The sequence below is a fragment of the Tardiphaga sp. 709 genome, from assembly GCF_032401055.1.
Lineage (GTDB): Bacteria > Pseudomonadota > Alphaproteobacteria > Rhizobiales > Xanthobacteraceae > Tardiphaga.
In genome coordinates this window covers 155,174-171,061 of sequence record NZ_CP135529.1, presented here as the reverse complement: position 1 = coordinate 171,061, position 15,888 = coordinate 155,174, and the positions used below count along the sequence as shown (strand labels likewise).

The window sequence follows — 15,888 nt, the reverse complement described above, 5'->3', positions numbered from 1 at the left end:
CAAACAGCTAAACCATTGAAATTTCAATGAAACCGCTTTGCAATTTACACACCGCCTCAACCAACCCTCAGAATGGGATGTCGTCATCCATGTCGCTGCCGCGGCCGCCACCGCCGGCCGGTGCCGCAACACGGCGCTGCGGCGGAGCGCTCGACTGGCCGCCGCCGAAGCTGTCGCCCATGTCATCGCCGCCGTAACCGCCGCCACCACCCGCGCCGCCGCCTTTGCCATCAAGCATGGTCAGCGTCGAATTGAAGCCCTGCAACACGATCTCGGTGGAGTATTTCTCGACACCCTGCGGATCAGTCCATTTGCGGGTCTGCAGCGCGCCTTCGATGTAAACCTTGGCACCCTTCTTGAGATACTGCTCGGCCACCTTGGCGAGACCTTCGCTGAAGATCACGACGCGATGCCACTCGGTCTTCTCCTTGCGCTCGCCGGTGCCCTTGTCGCGCCACGTCTCCGACGTCGCGACGGTCAGGTTGACGACCGGATTGCCGTTCTGCATCCGGCGAACCTCGGGATCCTTGCCGAGATTGCCGACCAAAATCACCTTGTTGACGCTACCCGCCATGCCACTCTCCTACGCTCGAACCTGAATTTGCTGATTGGGCGCCGGCGCAGGCCCTGGCCCGCGCGCAAACGCCGCTGATGATGGGACCCTATACGGTCCGCGCTCCCGCGCAGGCCCCCGCGACCGGGTTATCCACGATCTCTTATATGATCGTCCTCCCATATAACATGTTCCATTTTTGTTCTCAAGGACATCCCTTGGCGAACTGTTGGGCGACAACGAAGTACCGAGTCGTCGCTGTCGCGTCTGAGTCGAGCAATAGTGGAACCCGAAGGGAACCGCGCCCCGCCAAAATTCATATACCTTTCATTAACTTAGAAACGGCCAAACATCGAAGACGAGTGTGCTATTTGGGTGACGGACTTTTTGGCAGACTTGCGTATATTTCGATCACTGAATTGCATTTGGCGCTTGCGCCGGGACACGAGGCTTCGCCGACGCGAAGCAATTTTGGGGAGAATTCAAATGAAGAACTTTCTGTTGGGCACGGTTGCTCTGATCGCTCTGGGCGCTTCGGTTCCGGCAATGGCCGCTGACCTGGCTGCTCGTCCCTACACCAAGGCTCCGGCCTACGTTCCTGCCCCGATCTACAACTGGACCGGCTTCTACATCGGCGGTCACGTCGGCGGCGCGTTCAACGGTTCGAACGGCTTCGGCGGCACCACCGACAATTCGGATGGTCGTTTCCTCGGCGGTGTGCAGATCGGCTATGACTACCAGTTCGCTCCGAACTGGGTGTTCGGCATCGAAGGTCAGTACAGCTGGGTTGGTTCGAACAACACCAACGTCGCTTTCGTTCCGGCTGGCGTCACCTACAACCTGAACCAGAAGGGCCTCGCCTCGGTCACCGGTCGCATCGGTTACACTTGGGGTCCGGCACTGCTCTACGTGAAGGGCGGCTACGCTTACTCCGACTACAGCGAATCACTGGTCACGACTGTTGGCGCAGTTCCGGTTGCCTTCGCAGCTGGCACCAAGCATGACGGTTACACCGTCGGCGCCGGCCTCGAATACCTGTTCACCCAGAACTGGTCGGGCAAGGTCGAGTACCAGTACTATGACTTCGGCAAGACCACTTTCGCTGCTCCGTCGCCGGTTGGCATCATTGGCCTGTCGTCCCGCAACGACGAGCACACCGTCAAGGCTGGCCTGAACTACCGCTTCAACTGGGGTGGCCCGGTCGTCGCGAAGTACTGAGCTTCGCGCCTGATATCAGGCTCGTGACTACGGAAAGGTCGGCGGAAACGCCGGCCTTTTTCGTTTGGCTGGAAGCCCGGATTCCGGAGAGATAAGAGCTCGCCCATCGCCTGCGGTCGAATACTACCCACGACTGTAACGCGTGATTTTTCACGCAACCATTACGTTTGTTTTTCTCCGTTGCAAGGAAGGCACAGCCTCATCGCCTGAATCGCGCTAGAGTTGAAACACTCACAAGGGGAGCCATGCCATGAAGAAAATTCTGCTCGCATCCGCCGCCCTCGCTGTTCTCGGCTCGGCAACGTCCGCTTCTGCGGCCGATCTCGCAGCACGGCCCTACACCAAGGCGCCTCCGATCATTGCCGCCGTCTATGACTGGACCGGCTTCTATATCGGCGGCAACGGCGGTTGGGGAACGAGCCGCAAATGCTGGGACACGACCCAGGTTCTCGGTGTCGCGCTGGCCTTCAACGAAGGCTGCCATGACGCAAGCGGCGGCACGGCAGGCGGCCAGATCGGCTATCGCTGGCAGAGCGCTGCGTGGGTGTTCGGCCTGGAAGCACAAGGCAACTGGGCAGACTTCAAGGGCTCGAATGTCAGCCAGCTCGCACTCGGTACGACTGGCAACCGGTCCAAGATCGAAGCCTTCGGTCTGTTCACTGGCCAGATCGGTTACGCCTGGAACAACACCCTTCTTTACGTGAAGGGCGGCGCCGCCGTGACCAGCGACAAATATCGGGGCTACACCGTCCCCGGCAATGTCGTGTTCGACAACGCCAGCGAAACCCGCTGGGGCGGCACGGTCGGCGTCGGCCTGGAATATGGCTTCACGCCAAACTGGTCCTTCGCGGTCGAATACGACCATCTGTTCATGGAGACCAGCAGCAACAGCTTCACCGCTGTGACACTTCCTGTGACTTCGCGCATCGATCGCATCAGCCAGGACGTCGACGTGATCACCGCGCGCATCAACTACAAGTGGGGCGGTCCCGTTATCGCGAAATACTGAGAACTGCGACCACCTTCCCTCATTCCCGCAAACTTAGCCCGGCCACGCGCCGGGCTTTTTGCTGGCACCTCGCTCAGACTTAACGCGATCCCGATTGGCAGTTCGCTGCATGAGCCCGATACCGGAAGACCTGTCCTGCGCAGGCCGTTCGATTTGCAGCCTTGCCTCGCAACCCCTCCGCCAACAAACCGTTGATCGTTGCTGCGGAGCACTGGAAATCCGTCCTCGTTCTTCCTATGTTCCGATGACAATCAATCGGCGTTGATCCCGGCCCGGCCGGCGGTGCGCGCCTGGATGAGCGCGCCTCGCGCGCTGGGGAATTGCCTGTTATGGACGAGATCATCAAGGCCAAGCGGCAGCAGGCCGCCGCGAACATGCGCAGCATCACCATCCGCGGCGCGCGCGAGCACAATCTCAAGAATGTCGATCTGACCATCCCGCGCGACAAGCTGGTGGTGTTCACCGGCCTGTCCGGCTCCGGCAAATCGTCACTCGCCTTCGATACGATCTATGCCGAGGGCCAGCGCCGCTATGTGGAGTCGCTGTCGGCTTACGCCCGGCAATTCCTCGAGATGATGCAGAAGCCGGACGTCGACCAGATCGATGGGTTGTCGCCGGCCATCTCCATCGAGCAGAAGACCACGTCGAAGAACCCACGTTCGACCGTCGGCACCGTCACCGAGATCTACGACTATATGCGCCTGCTGTGGGCACGCGTCGGCATTCCCTATTCGCCGGCGACCGGCCTGCCGATCGAAAGCCAGACGGTGTCGATGATGGTCGACCGCGTGCTGGCGCTGCCGGAAGGCACGCGACTCTATCTGCTGGCGCCGGTGGTGCGCGGCCGCAAGGGCGAGTACCGCAAGGAGCTGGCCGAATATCTCAAGAAGGGCTTTCAGCGCGTCAAGATCGACGGCACCTTCCATGAACTCGCCGAAGCGCCCGTACTCGACAAGAAGTTTCCGCATGACATCGACGTCGTCGTCGACCGCATCGTGGTGCGTCCGGATATCGGCCAGCGCCTCGCGGAAAGTTTCGAGACGGCGCTGAAGCTCGCCGAAGGTCTTGCGGTCATTGAATATGCGGATGCGCCCGCAGCGCCTGCAGAAGAGATCCCCGCGAAGAAGACCGACAAGAAGGTCGCGAAGATTCACGACAAGACCGGCGCCGAACGCATTTTGTTTTCCGAGAAGTTCGCCTGCCCGGTGTCCGGTTTCACCATTCCGGAAATCGAGCCGCGTCTGTTCTCCTTCAACAACCCCTATGGTGCCTGTCCGAAATGCGGCGGCCTTGGTGTCGAGCAGACCATCGATGCGGACCTCGTCATTCCCGACAAGGAACTGACGCTGCGCAAGGGCGCCATCGCGCCATGGGCGAAGTCGTCGTCGCCCTATTACGTGCAGACGCTGACAGCGCTCGGCAAGTTCTACAAGTTCACCCTCGACACCAAGTGGAAGGACCTGCCGAAGAAGACGCAGAACGCCATCCTGCACGGCTCCGGCGATGACGAGATCAAGTTCTCCTATGAAGACGGCGTGCGCTCCTACGACACCAAGAAGCCGTTCGAGGGCGTCGTCACCAATATCGACCGCCGCTTCCGCGAGACCGAAAGCGAATGGGCGCGCGAAGAACTCGGCAAGTATTTTTCCGACGTGCCCTGCGATGCCTGCGAGGGTTATCGACTGAAGCCCGAAGCGCTCAGTGTGAAGATCGGCGGCAAGCATATCGGCAACATCTCGGAAATGTCGGTGCGCAAGGCCGGCGACTGGTTCGAGACCGTGCCGGATCTGCTCAACAAGCAGCAGAACGAGATCGCCGTCCGCATCCTCAAGGAAATCCGCGAGCGCCTCTCCTTCCTGCTCGATGTCGGCCTCAACTATCTCACGCTGGCGCGCTCATCCGGCACGCTGTCCGGCGGCGAGAGCCAGCGCATTCGCCTGGCGTCGCAGATCGGCTCGGGCCTCACCGGCGTGCTCTATGTGCTCGACGAGCCGTCGATCGGCCTGCATCAGCGCGACAATGCGCGGCTGCTCGACACGCTGCGGCGGCTGCGCGATCTCGGCAATACCGTGATCGTGGTCGAGCATGACGAGGACGCGGTGATCGCGGCCGACTACGTCGTCGATGTCGGCCCCGGCGCCGGCACCCATGGCGGCAATATCGTCGCCCAGGGTACGCCCCAGGAGGTGATGAAGAATCCGAAGTCGCTGACCGGAAAATATCTCACCGGCGAAATGTCGGTGCCGGTGCCGGAGCGCCGACCGCCGAACCATCGCCGCACCATCAAGGTCATCAATGCGCGTGGCAACAATCTCAAGAACGTCTCGGCGGAAGTCCCGCTCGGCCTGTTCACCGCAGTGACCGGCGTCTCCGGCGGCGGCAAGTCGACGCTGCTGATCGACACGCTCTACAAGGCCATCGCGCGCAAGCTCAACGGCGCCAGCGAAGGCGCCGCACCGCATGACCGCATCGAAGGCCTGGAGCATATCGACAAGATCATCGAGATCGACCAGTCGCCGATCGGCCGCACGCCGCGTTCCAATCCGGCGACCTATACCGGCGCCTTCACGCCGATCCGCGAATGGTTCGCCGGCCTGCCGGAATCCAAGGCGCGCGGCTATGAGGCCGGCCGCTTCTCGTTCAACGTCAAGGGCGGTCGCTGCGAGGCCTGCCAGGGCGACGGCGTCATCAAGATCGAGATGCACTTCCTGCCCGACGTCTATGTCACCTGCGACACCTGCAAGGGCAAGCGCTACAACCGCGAGACGCTCGAAGTCCTGTTCAAGGGCAAGTCGATCGCCGACGTGCTCGACATGACCGTGGAAGAAGCCGCCGACTTCTTCAAGGCGGTGCCGCGCGTGCGCGAGACCTTCAAGACGCTGCATCGCGTTGGACTGGATTACATCCATGTCGGCCAGCAGGCGACGACGCTATCCGGCGGCGAAGCGCAGCGCGTGAAGCTCGCCAAGGAGCTGAGCAAGCGCGCGACCGGCCGCACGCTCTACATTCTCGACGAGCCGACCACGGGACTCCACTTCCACGACGTCGCCAAACTGCTGGAAGTGCTGCATGAGCTGGTGGCACAGGGCAATACGGTGGTGGTGATCGAGCACAATCTTGAAGTCATCAAGACCGCCGACTGGGTCATCGACCTCGGCCCCGAAGGCGGCGACGGCGGCGGCGAAATCGTCGCCTGGGGCCCGCCGGAAGATATCGTCAAGGCACCACGCAGCTACACGGGCAAGTTTTTGAAGCCGGTGCTGGAGAAGGCTGGGAAGCCGAAGAAGCGGAAGGCGACGAGCGAAGCGGCGGAGTAGAATTGACTGCAGTCGCCGCTGAATATTGCCGTCATATATTTGGAGAATTCAATGTTTGACTTTCTTCCGCAGCAACCGGTTGCTGCCGATGAGGCTAGCGCAATCTCGGAAAAAGTCTGGAAATCAATTAAAGCCATTCTTCAAAAGACGCCACTGCCAAAAACCTTCTATCACTATACAGACGCTGCTGGACTCAAGGGAATTGTGGAAAGCGGTTCGTTGCGGGCAACACACATCGCCTTCATGAATGATGCAAGCGAGTATCTGCATGCGATCTCGCTATTGACCGATAGTATTCGCGCAGCAAGAACACGCCCACTTAGCGTGCTGCAAATAAAACTCCTTGACGAGATCGAAGAGCCAGTAGCGCTAACACTGCCACAGAATTCTGCGCCATACTTTGTGACTTGCTTCTCGTCAGCCGAAAATAGTTTGAACCAATGGCGCGCCTATGGTCGCGGCGAGGGTGGGTTTTGTATCGGATTTGATGCGGCTCAGTTGAACGCTCGATCAAATGATGGATACTTCTTCATCTCACCTGCGATTTACGATCCGAATGAGCAGGCCCAATGGGTGTCTGAATTTCTTGACTGGGCGCTCGCCGAATACCCGAAAATTGCAACGAACCATATCGAAGATGAAGAAGACCATAGGAAGCGGTGGGCTCATACGCTTTTGTGGCTAGCAACAGCCGCAGCTCCGATTATGAAGAATCCGTCCTTTGCTGAGGAACAAGAGTGGCGACTGATACATATTCTTCAATCGAAATGGGACGTGAGATTTTTACCTAAGCTGACCGGTCTTGTGCCTTACGTCGAATTAAAGTTGGGCGCTCCTCAATCCACATCATCTTCGGATCAAGAGCATCGGCTAGGCAAGCCTCTTCCAGATAAAATTCCTATCACTGTTCTTTGGTCTGGCCCCGGTCGAGCAACTGACGTTTCGCTCTTGGCTGGAAGAACTCTTCTAGAACAACTCAACTACGACGGCGTTCGCTTAGAATCATCTAAAATTCCATTTAGGGTTGGATAGATAATTAGCAAGCGTAGTCCGGATGAGCGAAGCAAGATCCGGGACTATTCAACGCGGCAGTCTCCCACATATTGCAGCTCTCATGCGGGCTCTACGCCCCCTCACCTCAGCCCCGTCCCGTGACACCTCTGGCACTTCACCACCTTCTCGCCCTTCTTCAGCAGGCCCTTGCCCTCGCAATTCTTGCACTTCTGCTTCTTCTTGGTGTTGGGGCCTTTCTGGTTCGGTCTATCGTCTGCCATCAAGGCCTCCTGCGCGTGATATGAAACGGGAATGACGGGCTTAGCACGCTTGCGTGCAGCTCGTGCATCGTTTCGCCGCGCGGATGTGGGTTGAAAAGCGGGTCTGATGGGATCATCCTTCAGACGGGTCGCATATCGGCCACGACTCAGACGAGAACCAGCCCGTGACCGACATTGCCAAACACCCAGCCAGGACCCCAGCCACCTCCCCGCCCGCCAGCCATGCCCTATAAGCTCGCCATCTTCGATATGGACGGCACGCTGTCCGACAGCTTTTCGTGGTTCCTCAGCGTCATCAATTCCGTCGCCGACAAGCACAAGTTTCAGCGCGTCGAACGCGACCGCATCGATGAGCTGCGGAGCGTCGGTGCCGGCGAACTGATCCGGCTACTCGGTGTCGCCAAATGGCGGATCCCGCTGATCGCGCGCGACATGCGCAAGCGCAAGGCGCAGCAGATCGATCGCATCAATCTGTTTCCCGGCGTCGATCGCATGTTCTGTGAATTGAAGGCGCGCGGCATAACGATCGCCATCGTCAGTTCGGATAGCGAGGATAACGTCCGTGCCGTGCTCGGCGGTCTCGATCAGCACGTCGCCTATTTCGCCTGCGGCGCCGGCCTGTTCGGCAAGACGGCCAAATTCCAGCGCATCCTTGAGCTCACCGGCATCTCTGTCGATGACACGATCAGCATCGGCGACGAGATCCGCGATATCGACGCTGCGCGCGAGGCCGGGATCGATTTCGGCGCGGTGACGTGGGGCTATACCAGCGGAGCGGCCCTGGAAGCGCGCGCGCCGAATTATGTGTTTTCCCGGATCGACGAGGTGATCGCGGCGCTGGCTGTGCCAAGACGCTAACGGCCGGCGACAGACAAACGAGACCCGCCGGCCTCATGACAAGACCGGCGGGCCGGATCGCCTGTTGTCACTGCCCGTGCCGGGCCATTTCCCCATCACTCAAATCCCAGTCCTGCCACAACTGTAGTGCTGCCAGCAGCACCACGAGACCGCCGAGGCAGGTATGGATGAATCTGAGCATGCCGTCGCCGGAATAACCAAGGAAAAGTGGTGAGACGATCAGCCACAGACCAAGAATGATCGCGGCCACCTCCTCCCAGCGTTGCAGCGCGACATACTCAAGCTGCGCAAGGCCAAATACCAGGACGCCGACCGCCACCGTGTTAATGATTATGGCGCTGGGGATCCCCCCGGCATATTGATGACCGTTCTGCGTAGGAAACCAGGGCGACAGCGCAATCAGGACGCCAAGCGCCATGCCAAACCAGTCTTCCCACGTGCGATGCGTACCGAGAAACCGAGAGTCTGACATCGTGACCTCCTCCAAAAGAGGCATACGTCAGCGGCCGTTGGCATGACACTCCAACTGTCAAACGACCGATCCGGCCGCTTCGGGGCGTATGTCCATAATTGACGTAGGAACCCGCTTTGCCTTTGCAAGGCCACGCCAAAGCCATTTTTCACAGCGCGCAGGACGGCAAAGAGCCCCGCGCGACAACACGGTCCCCTATCAGATGAAGCATGCGGCGGCTGCATTGCACCCGTTTGGAAATGACTGTTACCTTCTCCCGGACACCTGTGGATGGAATGAGAATGAGCAACGCGGTTTATAACAATACTTCGCTTCACCGTTTCGAACTTGCCGTCGACGGCCATATCGCTTTTTCCGAATATACCCGGACGTCCGATACCATCACCTTCGTCCACACCGTCGTGCCGCAGGAATTGGGCGGCAGAGGTATCGGCTCACAGCTTGCCCGCGGCGCGCTCGATGCCGTCCGCGCACAGGGATTGAAGGTCGTGGCGCAGTGCCCCTTCATCGCGGCATATATCGCGAAGCATGCGGACTATCAGGATTTGCTGAAAGACGCGGCATGACCGGCGTTCGCGATAACAAGGCGCTCAATCGCTTCGAGCTGGATGTCGGCGACTCCGTCGCCTTTGCGAATTATCGCCGGGCCGGCGATCGCGTCATCATCACGCACACCGAAACGCCGCCTGCCCTGCGCGGCCGCGGCATCGCCTCGGAACTGGTGAAGGGCGCGCTGGCGTTGATCCGTGCGGATGGGCTGAAGGTTGTCGCAGGTTGTTCTTTCGTGGTGGATTATCTGCGCCAGCATCCGGACTATGCGGATCTGGTGAATTAGACAGTCATCCCGCCACCGTCATTCCGAGCGTCCGGGCTCGTCATTCCGGGGCGCGCGTCGCCGGCGAAGCCGGCAGAGCGCGAACCCGGAATCCCGAAGTGTTCAGCGCAAAACATGTCGAGATTCCGGGTTCGCGTGCGCGAAGGCGCGCCCGCGCCCTCAGGCAAACCAATTGGTTTGCCGGGGAATGACGGGTGTGGGGTGACAAAACAGCACCCAAACATATTTTCCTATTCACCGTTGACAATATCCCCTTCTTGATCATATTCCCCTCCGTCCTGCCCCACCGAGAGGGGCGATCGCGATCGTCACGTTCGCGGGGCAGGATGCGGTGGACGCCGGAGATGCGGCGTCACGCGGTTCATGGGTGACGTCTGTCTTCGGGCAGGACGGATCTGCGCCAGCACTGCCACTGGCAAGGAGACGGCCGACCTTCGGATGGAAAGACCCCTGGACAGTGTGACGGACGACCAAGTCAAAACGCGTCCGGCTTACTCGCTTGAGGCACCCTGTCCCATTCGCCTTGGGACTGTAATTTTGGTGATCGGATCGTTCGCCATGGCAACGCGCAAGCAACCGAAAAAACACCGCAGGCGGAACGCTGGACACTTGCTCGGCGCGTCCGAAAGTCCTGATGCATTCACTATTGCGGAAGACCGCATTCGCATCAGGCCCAAGGGTGCAACGGGCACCCGGCGTTCCGCACGCCCTCTCACAGGGGGGTGGGAATGCAACAGACGACGGCGCCCCCGCGCCGCAAACAATGGGGGCGATGACGCATGTCTGAAGCACCGTGGCTGTTTGACATTCACATCGGACGACAGCGCCTGCGCGGAAACAATCGCTCTCAAACGACCTTGATCGACATGTCCGGCAAGCCCTGGATCTTGCAGAGCAGCACGTCGCCCTTCACGACCGGGCCGACATTCTCCGGCGTGCCGGAATAGATGATGTCGCCGGCCTTCAGCTCGAAGGCGTCCGAGAGTTTCGATATCTGCTCGGCGACGCTCCAGATCATCTTGTCGAGATCGGAAGTCTGTTTCACGGTGCCATTGACCGCGAGCGAGATCGGACCCTTGGTCATGTGGCCGGTCTTGGCGACCGGATGGATCGGGCCGATGACTGCGGCGTGGTCAAAACTCTTGCCGATCTCCCATGGTTTCTTCTCGTCGCCCATGGCGCGCTGCAGATCGCGGCGTGTCATGTCGAGTCCAACAGCATAGCCATAGACGTGGTCGAGCGCCTTATCGACGGGGATATTGGTGCCGCCGGATTTGAGCGCGGCGACGAGTTCGACCTCGTAATGATAGTTCTTGGTGAGCGATGGATACGGGTGATCGGCGACCTCGCCGATCTTGACGTTCTGGATCGCGTCGGTTGGCTTCTGGAAGAAGAACGGCGGCTCGCGCGTCGGGTCCGATCCCATCTCGCGGGAATGCGCCGCGTAGTTGCGACCGATACAATAGATGCGGCGCACCGGAAACACGTCGGTCTCGCCGACGATGGGGATCGTCACCGTCGCGACCGAGAATATGCTCTTGGGACCGGCCTGCGCCTGCGCGGCCTCGCCCGCCAATGCGCTGCCAGCCAGGGCAACGGCACCGGTGGTCAGAATCGTTCTGCGGTTGATGGGGTCCATGGCGTTTCTCCTCGTATGTTTTGCTTTGTTTTCTGGTCTTGTATTTATGCGTGCTGGTATACCACAGCAAAAAGGCCCGCGCGAGCGCGGGCCTTCAGCTCCGTCCCAAAACGGAAAGTTTAGTGCTTGATGTCGGCCGGCAGCTTGCCGCCATTGGCGGCGAGCTTGGTCATCATCTGCTTGTGCAGCCAGATGTTCATGCTGGCGGAATCGCTGGTGTCGCCGGTGTAACCGAGCTCCTTGGCAAGATCCTTGCGGGCCGACAGGCTGGAGTCGATGTCGAGCGCCTTCATCAGGTCGACGATCGAGGTCTTCCATTCCAGCTTTTCGCCCTTGGCCGCCACGGCCTTGTCGAGGATCGCAGCAACGTCAACACTGTCCATCGGCGCAGCGCCTGCGGGAGCCGAACCGCCGGCAGCCGGCGCGGCATCAGGGGATGCTGCACTGGCGCTGGTGCCAAAAATCGCGCCCATGATCTTTCCGAAAATGCTCATATGTCGCTCCCAATAGCTTTCGTGACAGATTGAAGAATTCGTGCCGTGTTTGGTTCCGGCAGCACCAGCCGGTTCGTACTTGTATCCGCCCACCACTCGCTTGCCAATGCGACGCGATAGACTGCGGGGAAGAGTCGTTCCAAGCCGACTGCCCAAACCCACCGTCCAAGCCAGTTGGCTAAGTCATCGACAGACCGTTTGATGTCGGTAGCAAGGTCCGACTGAATTGAGGCGAAAGCCCGGCCGCTGCATTGCAGCGCTGTGAATGTCGGACGACATTTTCACCGAAGCGTGAGCCATGGCGCCAGGTGCTGACCACGCCGCAAGGCTGGCAGCTCATCATCTTCAATGGCGCAGCGACGAGTAACGTGGACCCGATAGTCTGATCTCGCCCAATGACGGCCTCTCGCAGAATTGCGCGAGAGGCCGTCATGCTGTTCTGATATCACTGCGCAAGCCTTGTTTTGGCCGTGGTTCACCGGAAGGCTCATCGCGCACTATCGTTCGCGACACACGATTTCATCATCGAATGAGAGCCTTGAGACCATGCGCGCCCTGCTTTGTACGTTCCTGCTTGGTACAGTCCTGATCTCACCACTAGCGCCGGCCCTTGCAGCGCCCTCCTGCGGCACAGGCAGTTTCGATGGCTGGCTCGCCGCCTTCAAGACGGAAGCCGTCGGTAAGGGCATTTCGCAGAAGACCGTCGATGCAGCACTGACCGGCGTCACCCTCGACAACAGCGTGCTGTCGCGCGACCGCGGCCAGCAGGTCTTCAAACAAAGCTTTGAGGAATTCTCCGGACGCATGGTGCCGCCAAGGCTGCGTCGCGGCAGCGACATGCTGAAGCGTTACGGCTCGGTGCTCGGACGCATCGAACAGCAATATGGCGTGCCAGGTCCAGTGTTGGTGGCGATCTGGGGATTGGAGACCGACTATGGCGTGAACGTCGGCAAATTCCCGACCATCCGCGCCATCGCGTCGCTCGCCTATGATTGTCGCCGTGCCGAGATGTTTCGCGGTGAATTGCTCGATGCCCTGCGCATTGTCGACCGCGGCGACCTCGCGCCTGCAGAGATGCATGGCGCCTGGGCCGGCGAAATCGGCCAGACGCAATTCATGCCATCGTCCTACCTGAAATTCGCTGTCGACTTCGACGGCAATGGCCATCGTGACCTGCTGCGCAGCGCGCCCGACGTGCTGGCCTCAACGGCAAACTACCTCGCCAGCTATGGCTGGAAACGCGATCAGGATTTTGCGCCCGGCACTGCGAACTTCGCGGTCATTCAGCAGTGGAACAAGAGCGAGGTCTATTCGAGGACCATCGCCACTTTCGCCAGTCAGCTCGCCAAAGAACCATAGACGCGCATGGGATGATGGATGGAAGGGCCGTCCGCTCCTCAGCAAGCGGCCCCTCCCGTGATCTCTTACTTCGTCATGCCGACATGCATGGCCTTGGTCAGATGGACCGCACACACGCCCATCTTGTTGTCGAGCAACGCGGTCTGGGCATCCGTCATTTCCTTGAACGCAACCCACTTCGCATCACCGTCCGGCATCGCTTCGACGGCGGTTTCGGTTTTCAGCAGGTTGCTGCCGCTGCAGCCTTCCATACGTGCAGCCGAAGCCGGCACCGTAGCGAACACAACAGCAGCCATGGCGGCCGCTCCCAGTAATCTTGTGATCATCTTGTTTGTCCTTCGCAACAGAACCGACGCCATTGCCGGATTCTGTAGAAGGAATTGATACGTCCAGCTGCGATCCTGGAAATAACAGCCGCAGTGAATTGAATGTGAGCCGGTTGTGATCGCCACCAAAAACACTCAGCTTTCTGGCGCTTCAGAAATCGAGAGCAACAAACTTACACAAATGTAATTCGCGCGATTTCACTGACGTCGCAGCATCGGCCTTTTGATGTGTCTCCGGAGGCCAACAGCAACCGCGCTTCGCTTAGGACCTCAGTTGCATATGTATTTGCCTTCACGCATGCAGTTTAGAGAAAAGTCGCCCCGCAAGCCTCGCGTAAGGATGACTTTCTGTTCATTCTTAATGCTCGTATGCGAATCGCGCATAGCGAAGCCGGACGGGAACTTACAAGGAACCGCCGAGCACGCTGCCTGATTGACGCCAGAAAGGCTTCATTGCGCCGGTTCGATCTCTGGCATTCGGCTGAGCTTTGGAACAGATCCAAACGCATGATTTAACTGACTAATTAACAGCTATAACCATCGCCAAAGGTGCCTCAATACGCACCGTGCCTGCAAAATCACCTGCCGGCGCCAAGAGGTTAATCATTCCTTGCGCGAGCTATGCGATCCTTGAGTAGCTGCATCGCAACATCTCCACTGCTGCACTGCGATATCGTCATCTATATTCACTTCAATAGCGAAGCACCTCGCAAGAGATGAATCGCTTAACGAAGGAGAACTCAAATGCTGCTTTCATTCATCCGCATGATCCAGGCGTTCCGCGACTATCAGCGCAACGTTGCCGAACTCTCCCAGCTCAGCGATCGCGAGCTTTCCGACATCGGTCTCGACCGTTCGGACATTCCGCGCGTTGCTTCTGGCGCCTATAACGGTTGATCCGTCAGGACGTTCTATCTGTCCTGCCTGACGTTTCACGGATTGCGTCCGCCTCGCGCGGGCGCAATCGTGGTTCCCTGAAGACACGATCTTCAGTGCCACACGCGTTCGAACCAAAGCGTCTTCAAAGCTTTGGCTAACCGGCAGAATTTCCGCGAAGCGAATTCCACTTCGCGCCGAAACGCGCTACATGCGGGGCCATGACAACAGCCCCAAACCCAGACGACTGCGTCCATGTGATCGGCGCGGGCCTCGCCGGCTCGGAAGCCGCCTGGCAAGTCGCCAATGTCGGCATTCCCGTGATCTTGCACGAGATGCGGCCGCACCAGATGACCGACGCCCATCGCACCGATGGCCTCGCCGAACTGGTCTGCTCCAATTCCTTCCGTTCCGACGACGCGCTCAACAACGCTGTCGGCCTGCTGCACGCCGAGATGCGCAAGCTGGGCTCGCTGATCATGCGCTGCGCCGACGCCAACCAGGTCCCCGCCGGTGGCGCGCTGGCCGTCGACCGCGACGGCTTCTCCGATGCCGTGACCAAGGCGCTCAACGACCACCCTCTCATCACTATCGACCGCGCCGAAGTCGCCGGGCTGCCGCCTGCCGACTGGCGCAACGTCATCGTTGCGACGGGACCATTGACCTCCGCAGCGCTCGCGGACGGCATCCGTGGGCTGACCGACGAGAACGCGCTGGCCTTCTTCGATGCCATCGCACCGATCGTGCACAAAGACTCCATCGACATGGAGATCGCCTGGTTCCAGTCGCGCTACGACAAGGTCGGCCCCGGCGGCACCGGCGCCGATTACATCAACTGCCCGATGACCCACGAGCAGTATGACGCCTTCATCGATGCGCTGCTGGCCGGCGAGAAGACCGACTTCAAGGAGTGGGAAACCAACACGCCCTATTTCGACGGCTGCCTGCCCATTGAGGTGATGGCCGAGCGCGGCCGCGAGACGCTGCGTCACGGCCCAATGAAGCCCGTCGGCCTCACCAACCCACGCGATCCCCTCGTGAAGCCCTACGCCATCGTACAGCTGCGCCAGGACAACAAGCTCGGCACACTCTACAACATCGTCGGTTTCCAGACGAAGTTGAAATACGGCCCGCAGCAGCAGGCGCTGCGCATGATCCCCGGCCTGCAGAATGCCGAATTCGCACGGCTCGGCGGCCTGCATCGCAACACCTTCCTGAACTCGCCGAAGCTTCTCGACGAACAGCTCCGCCTAAAGGCGCAACCGCGCCTGCGCTTCGCCGGCCAGATGACCGGCTGCGAAGGCTACGTGGAGTCCGCTAGCGTCGGCCTGATCGCCGGCCTCTATGCGGCGGCCGATGCCAAGCGCCAGTCGCTGGCGCCGCCGCCCGTCACCACAGCGCTGGGATCGCTGCTCGGCCACATCACCGGCGGCCATATCGAAACCGTCGACGCAGGCCCGCGCTCGTTCCAGCCGATGAACATCAATTTCGGCCTGTTCCCGCCGCTGGCTCTGGCGCCGACCAAAAAGCCCGACGGCTCGCGGCTGCGCGGCAATGAGAAGACCGTTGCCAAGAAGCAGGCGATGAGCGCCCGGGCGCTGGCCGATATGGATGACTGGATCGCCGCCAGCCTGCCCGTTGCGGCCGCGGCATGATGC

Annotated in this window: 16 protein-coding genes; 10 read left to right on the top strand and 6 right to left on the bottom strand. The window is 59.9% G+C overall.

The features are described from left to right. Positions 1-67: 67 nt before the first annotated feature. Entirely contained in the window at positions 68-574 is a 507-nt protein-coding gene (locus RSO67_RS00845) for a single-stranded DNA-binding protein (RefSeq protein WP_315841943.1), read from the bottom strand. 465 nt (positions 575-1,039) lie between these two features. Between RSO67_RS00845 and RSO67_RS00840 the strand changes: the two genes are divergently transcribed. The 4 genes from RSO67_RS00840 (at position 1,040) to RSO67_RS00825 (ending at position 7,129) form a co-directional block, all read left to right on the top strand. After that, positions 1,040-1,771: a porin family protein gene (locus RSO67_RS00840; RefSeq protein ID WP_315841942.1), complete on the top strand. Its 732-nt coding sequence runs from the start codon at positions 1,040-1,042 to the stop codon at positions 1,769-1,771. A gap of 250 nt (positions 1,772-2,021) precedes the next feature. Beyond that, positions 2,022-2,780, top strand: a complete 759-nt coding sequence (locus tag RSO67_RS00835) for an outer membrane protein (protein ID WP_315841941.1) — start codon at positions 2,022-2,024, stop codon at positions 2,778-2,780. Positions 2,781-3,109: 329 nt separating this feature from the next. Beyond that, positions 3,110-6,097 (top strand): excinuclease ABC subunit UvrA, encoded by a 2,988-nt coding sequence (gene uvrA, locus RSO67_RS00830; RefSeq protein WP_315841940.1) that lies wholly within the window; start codon positions 3,110-3,112, stop codon positions 6,095-6,097. Between the two features lie 51 nt (positions 6,098-6,148). Beyond that, positions 6,149-7,129 carry a DUF2971 domain-containing protein gene (locus RSO67_RS00825; RefSeq protein WP_315841939.1) on the top strand — a complete coding sequence of 327 codons (981 nt, stop codon included), beginning with the start codon at positions 6,149-6,151 and terminating at the stop codon, positions 7,127-7,129. Between the two features lie 101 nt (positions 7,130-7,230). Here the strand turns inward: RSO67_RS00825 and RSO67_RS00820 are convergent, their stop codons facing one another. Then, complete coding sequence (locus tag RSO67_RS00820; RefSeq protein WP_165826921.1) at positions 7,231-7,371, bottom strand: hypothetical protein; 141 nt, start codon at positions 7,369-7,371, stop codon at positions 7,231-7,233. Between the two features lie 222 nt (positions 7,372-7,593). Here RSO67_RS00820 and RSO67_RS00815 point away from each other — a divergent pair, with 222 nt between their 5' ends. Further along, positions 7,594-8,229 (top strand): HAD-IA family hydrolase, encoded by a 636-nt coding sequence (locus RSO67_RS00815; protein WP_315841938.1) that lies wholly within the window; start codon positions 7,594-7,596, stop codon positions 8,227-8,229. A 67-nt stretch (positions 8,230-8,296) separates the two neighbouring features. Here RSO67_RS00815 and RSO67_RS00810 read toward each other — a convergent pair whose 3' ends face one another. Beyond that, positions 8,297-8,701: an SPW repeat protein gene (locus RSO67_RS00810; RefSeq protein WP_315841937.1), complete on the bottom strand. Its 405-nt coding sequence runs from the start codon at positions 8,699-8,701 to the stop codon at positions 8,297-8,299. A 281-nt stretch (positions 8,702-8,982) separates the two neighbouring features. Between RSO67_RS00810 and RSO67_RS00805 the strand changes: the two genes are divergently transcribed. Both RSO67_RS00805 and RSO67_RS00800 read left to right on the top strand, forming a co-directional pair. Continuing rightward, complete coding sequence (locus RSO67_RS00805; RefSeq protein ID WP_120289883.1) at positions 8,983-9,267, top strand: GNAT family N-acetyltransferase; 285 nt, start codon at positions 8,983-8,985, stop codon at positions 9,265-9,267. Then, the gene (locus RSO67_RS00800; RefSeq protein ID WP_315841936.1) at positions 9,264-9,536 is read left to right on the top strand and encodes a GNAT family N-acetyltransferase; all 273 of its coding nucleotides are present in this window, start codon (positions 9,264-9,266) and stop codon (positions 9,534-9,536) included. The genes RSO67_RS00805 and RSO67_RS00800 overlap by 4 nt, the downstream gene beginning before the upstream one ends. A gap of 847 nt (positions 9,537-10,383) precedes the next feature. Here RSO67_RS00800 and RSO67_RS00795 read toward each other — a convergent pair. Both RSO67_RS00795 and RSO67_RS00790 read right to left on the bottom strand, forming a co-directional pair. Further along, a complete protein-coding gene (locus RSO67_RS00795; protein WP_315841935.1) occupies positions 10,384-11,175 on the bottom strand; it encodes a fumarylacetoacetate hydrolase family protein in 792 nt (263 codons plus the stop codon). A 119-nt stretch (positions 11,176-11,294) separates the two neighbouring features. After that, entirely contained in the window at positions 11,295-11,669 is a 375-nt protein-coding gene (locus tag RSO67_RS00790) for a DUF3597 domain-containing protein (RefSeq protein WP_089264465.1), read from the bottom strand. Between the two features lie 546 nt (positions 11,670-12,215). Between RSO67_RS00790 and RSO67_RS00785 the strand changes: the two genes are divergently transcribed. Then, positions 12,216-13,028: a lytic murein transglycosylase gene (locus RSO67_RS00785; RefSeq protein ID WP_315841934.1), complete on the top strand. Its 813-nt coding sequence runs from the start codon at positions 12,216-12,218 to the stop codon at positions 13,026-13,028. Positions 13,029-13,093: 65 nt separating this feature from the next. On the opposite strand, the gene RSO67_RS00780 is transcribed toward RSO67_RS00785, so the two are convergent. Next, on the bottom strand, positions 13,094-13,354 hold the full coding sequence (locus RSO67_RS00780) for a hypothetical protein (RefSeq protein WP_315841933.1): 261 nt from the start codon (positions 13,352-13,354) through the stop codon (positions 13,094-13,096). A 744-nt stretch (positions 13,355-14,098) separates the two neighbouring features. On the opposite strand from RSO67_RS00780, the gene RSO67_RS00775 reads away from it, so the two are divergent. Together RSO67_RS00775 and trmFO are read left to right on the top strand one after the other, a co-directional pair. Further along, positions 14,099-14,251, top strand: coding sequence for a DUF1127 domain-containing protein (locus RSO67_RS00775; RefSeq protein ID WP_081421766.1), 153 nt, complete (start codon positions 14,099-14,101; stop codon positions 14,249-14,251). 200 nt (positions 14,252-14,451) lie between these two features. Beyond that, positions 14,452-15,885, top strand: a complete 1,434-nt coding sequence (gene trmFO, locus RSO67_RS00770; RefSeq protein ID WP_315841932.1) for a methylenetetrahydrofolate--tRNA-(uracil(54)-C(5))-methyltransferase (FADH(2)-oxidizing) TrmFO — start codon at positions 14,452-14,454, stop codon at positions 15,883-15,885. Positions 15,886-15,888: the final 3 nt, after the last annotated feature.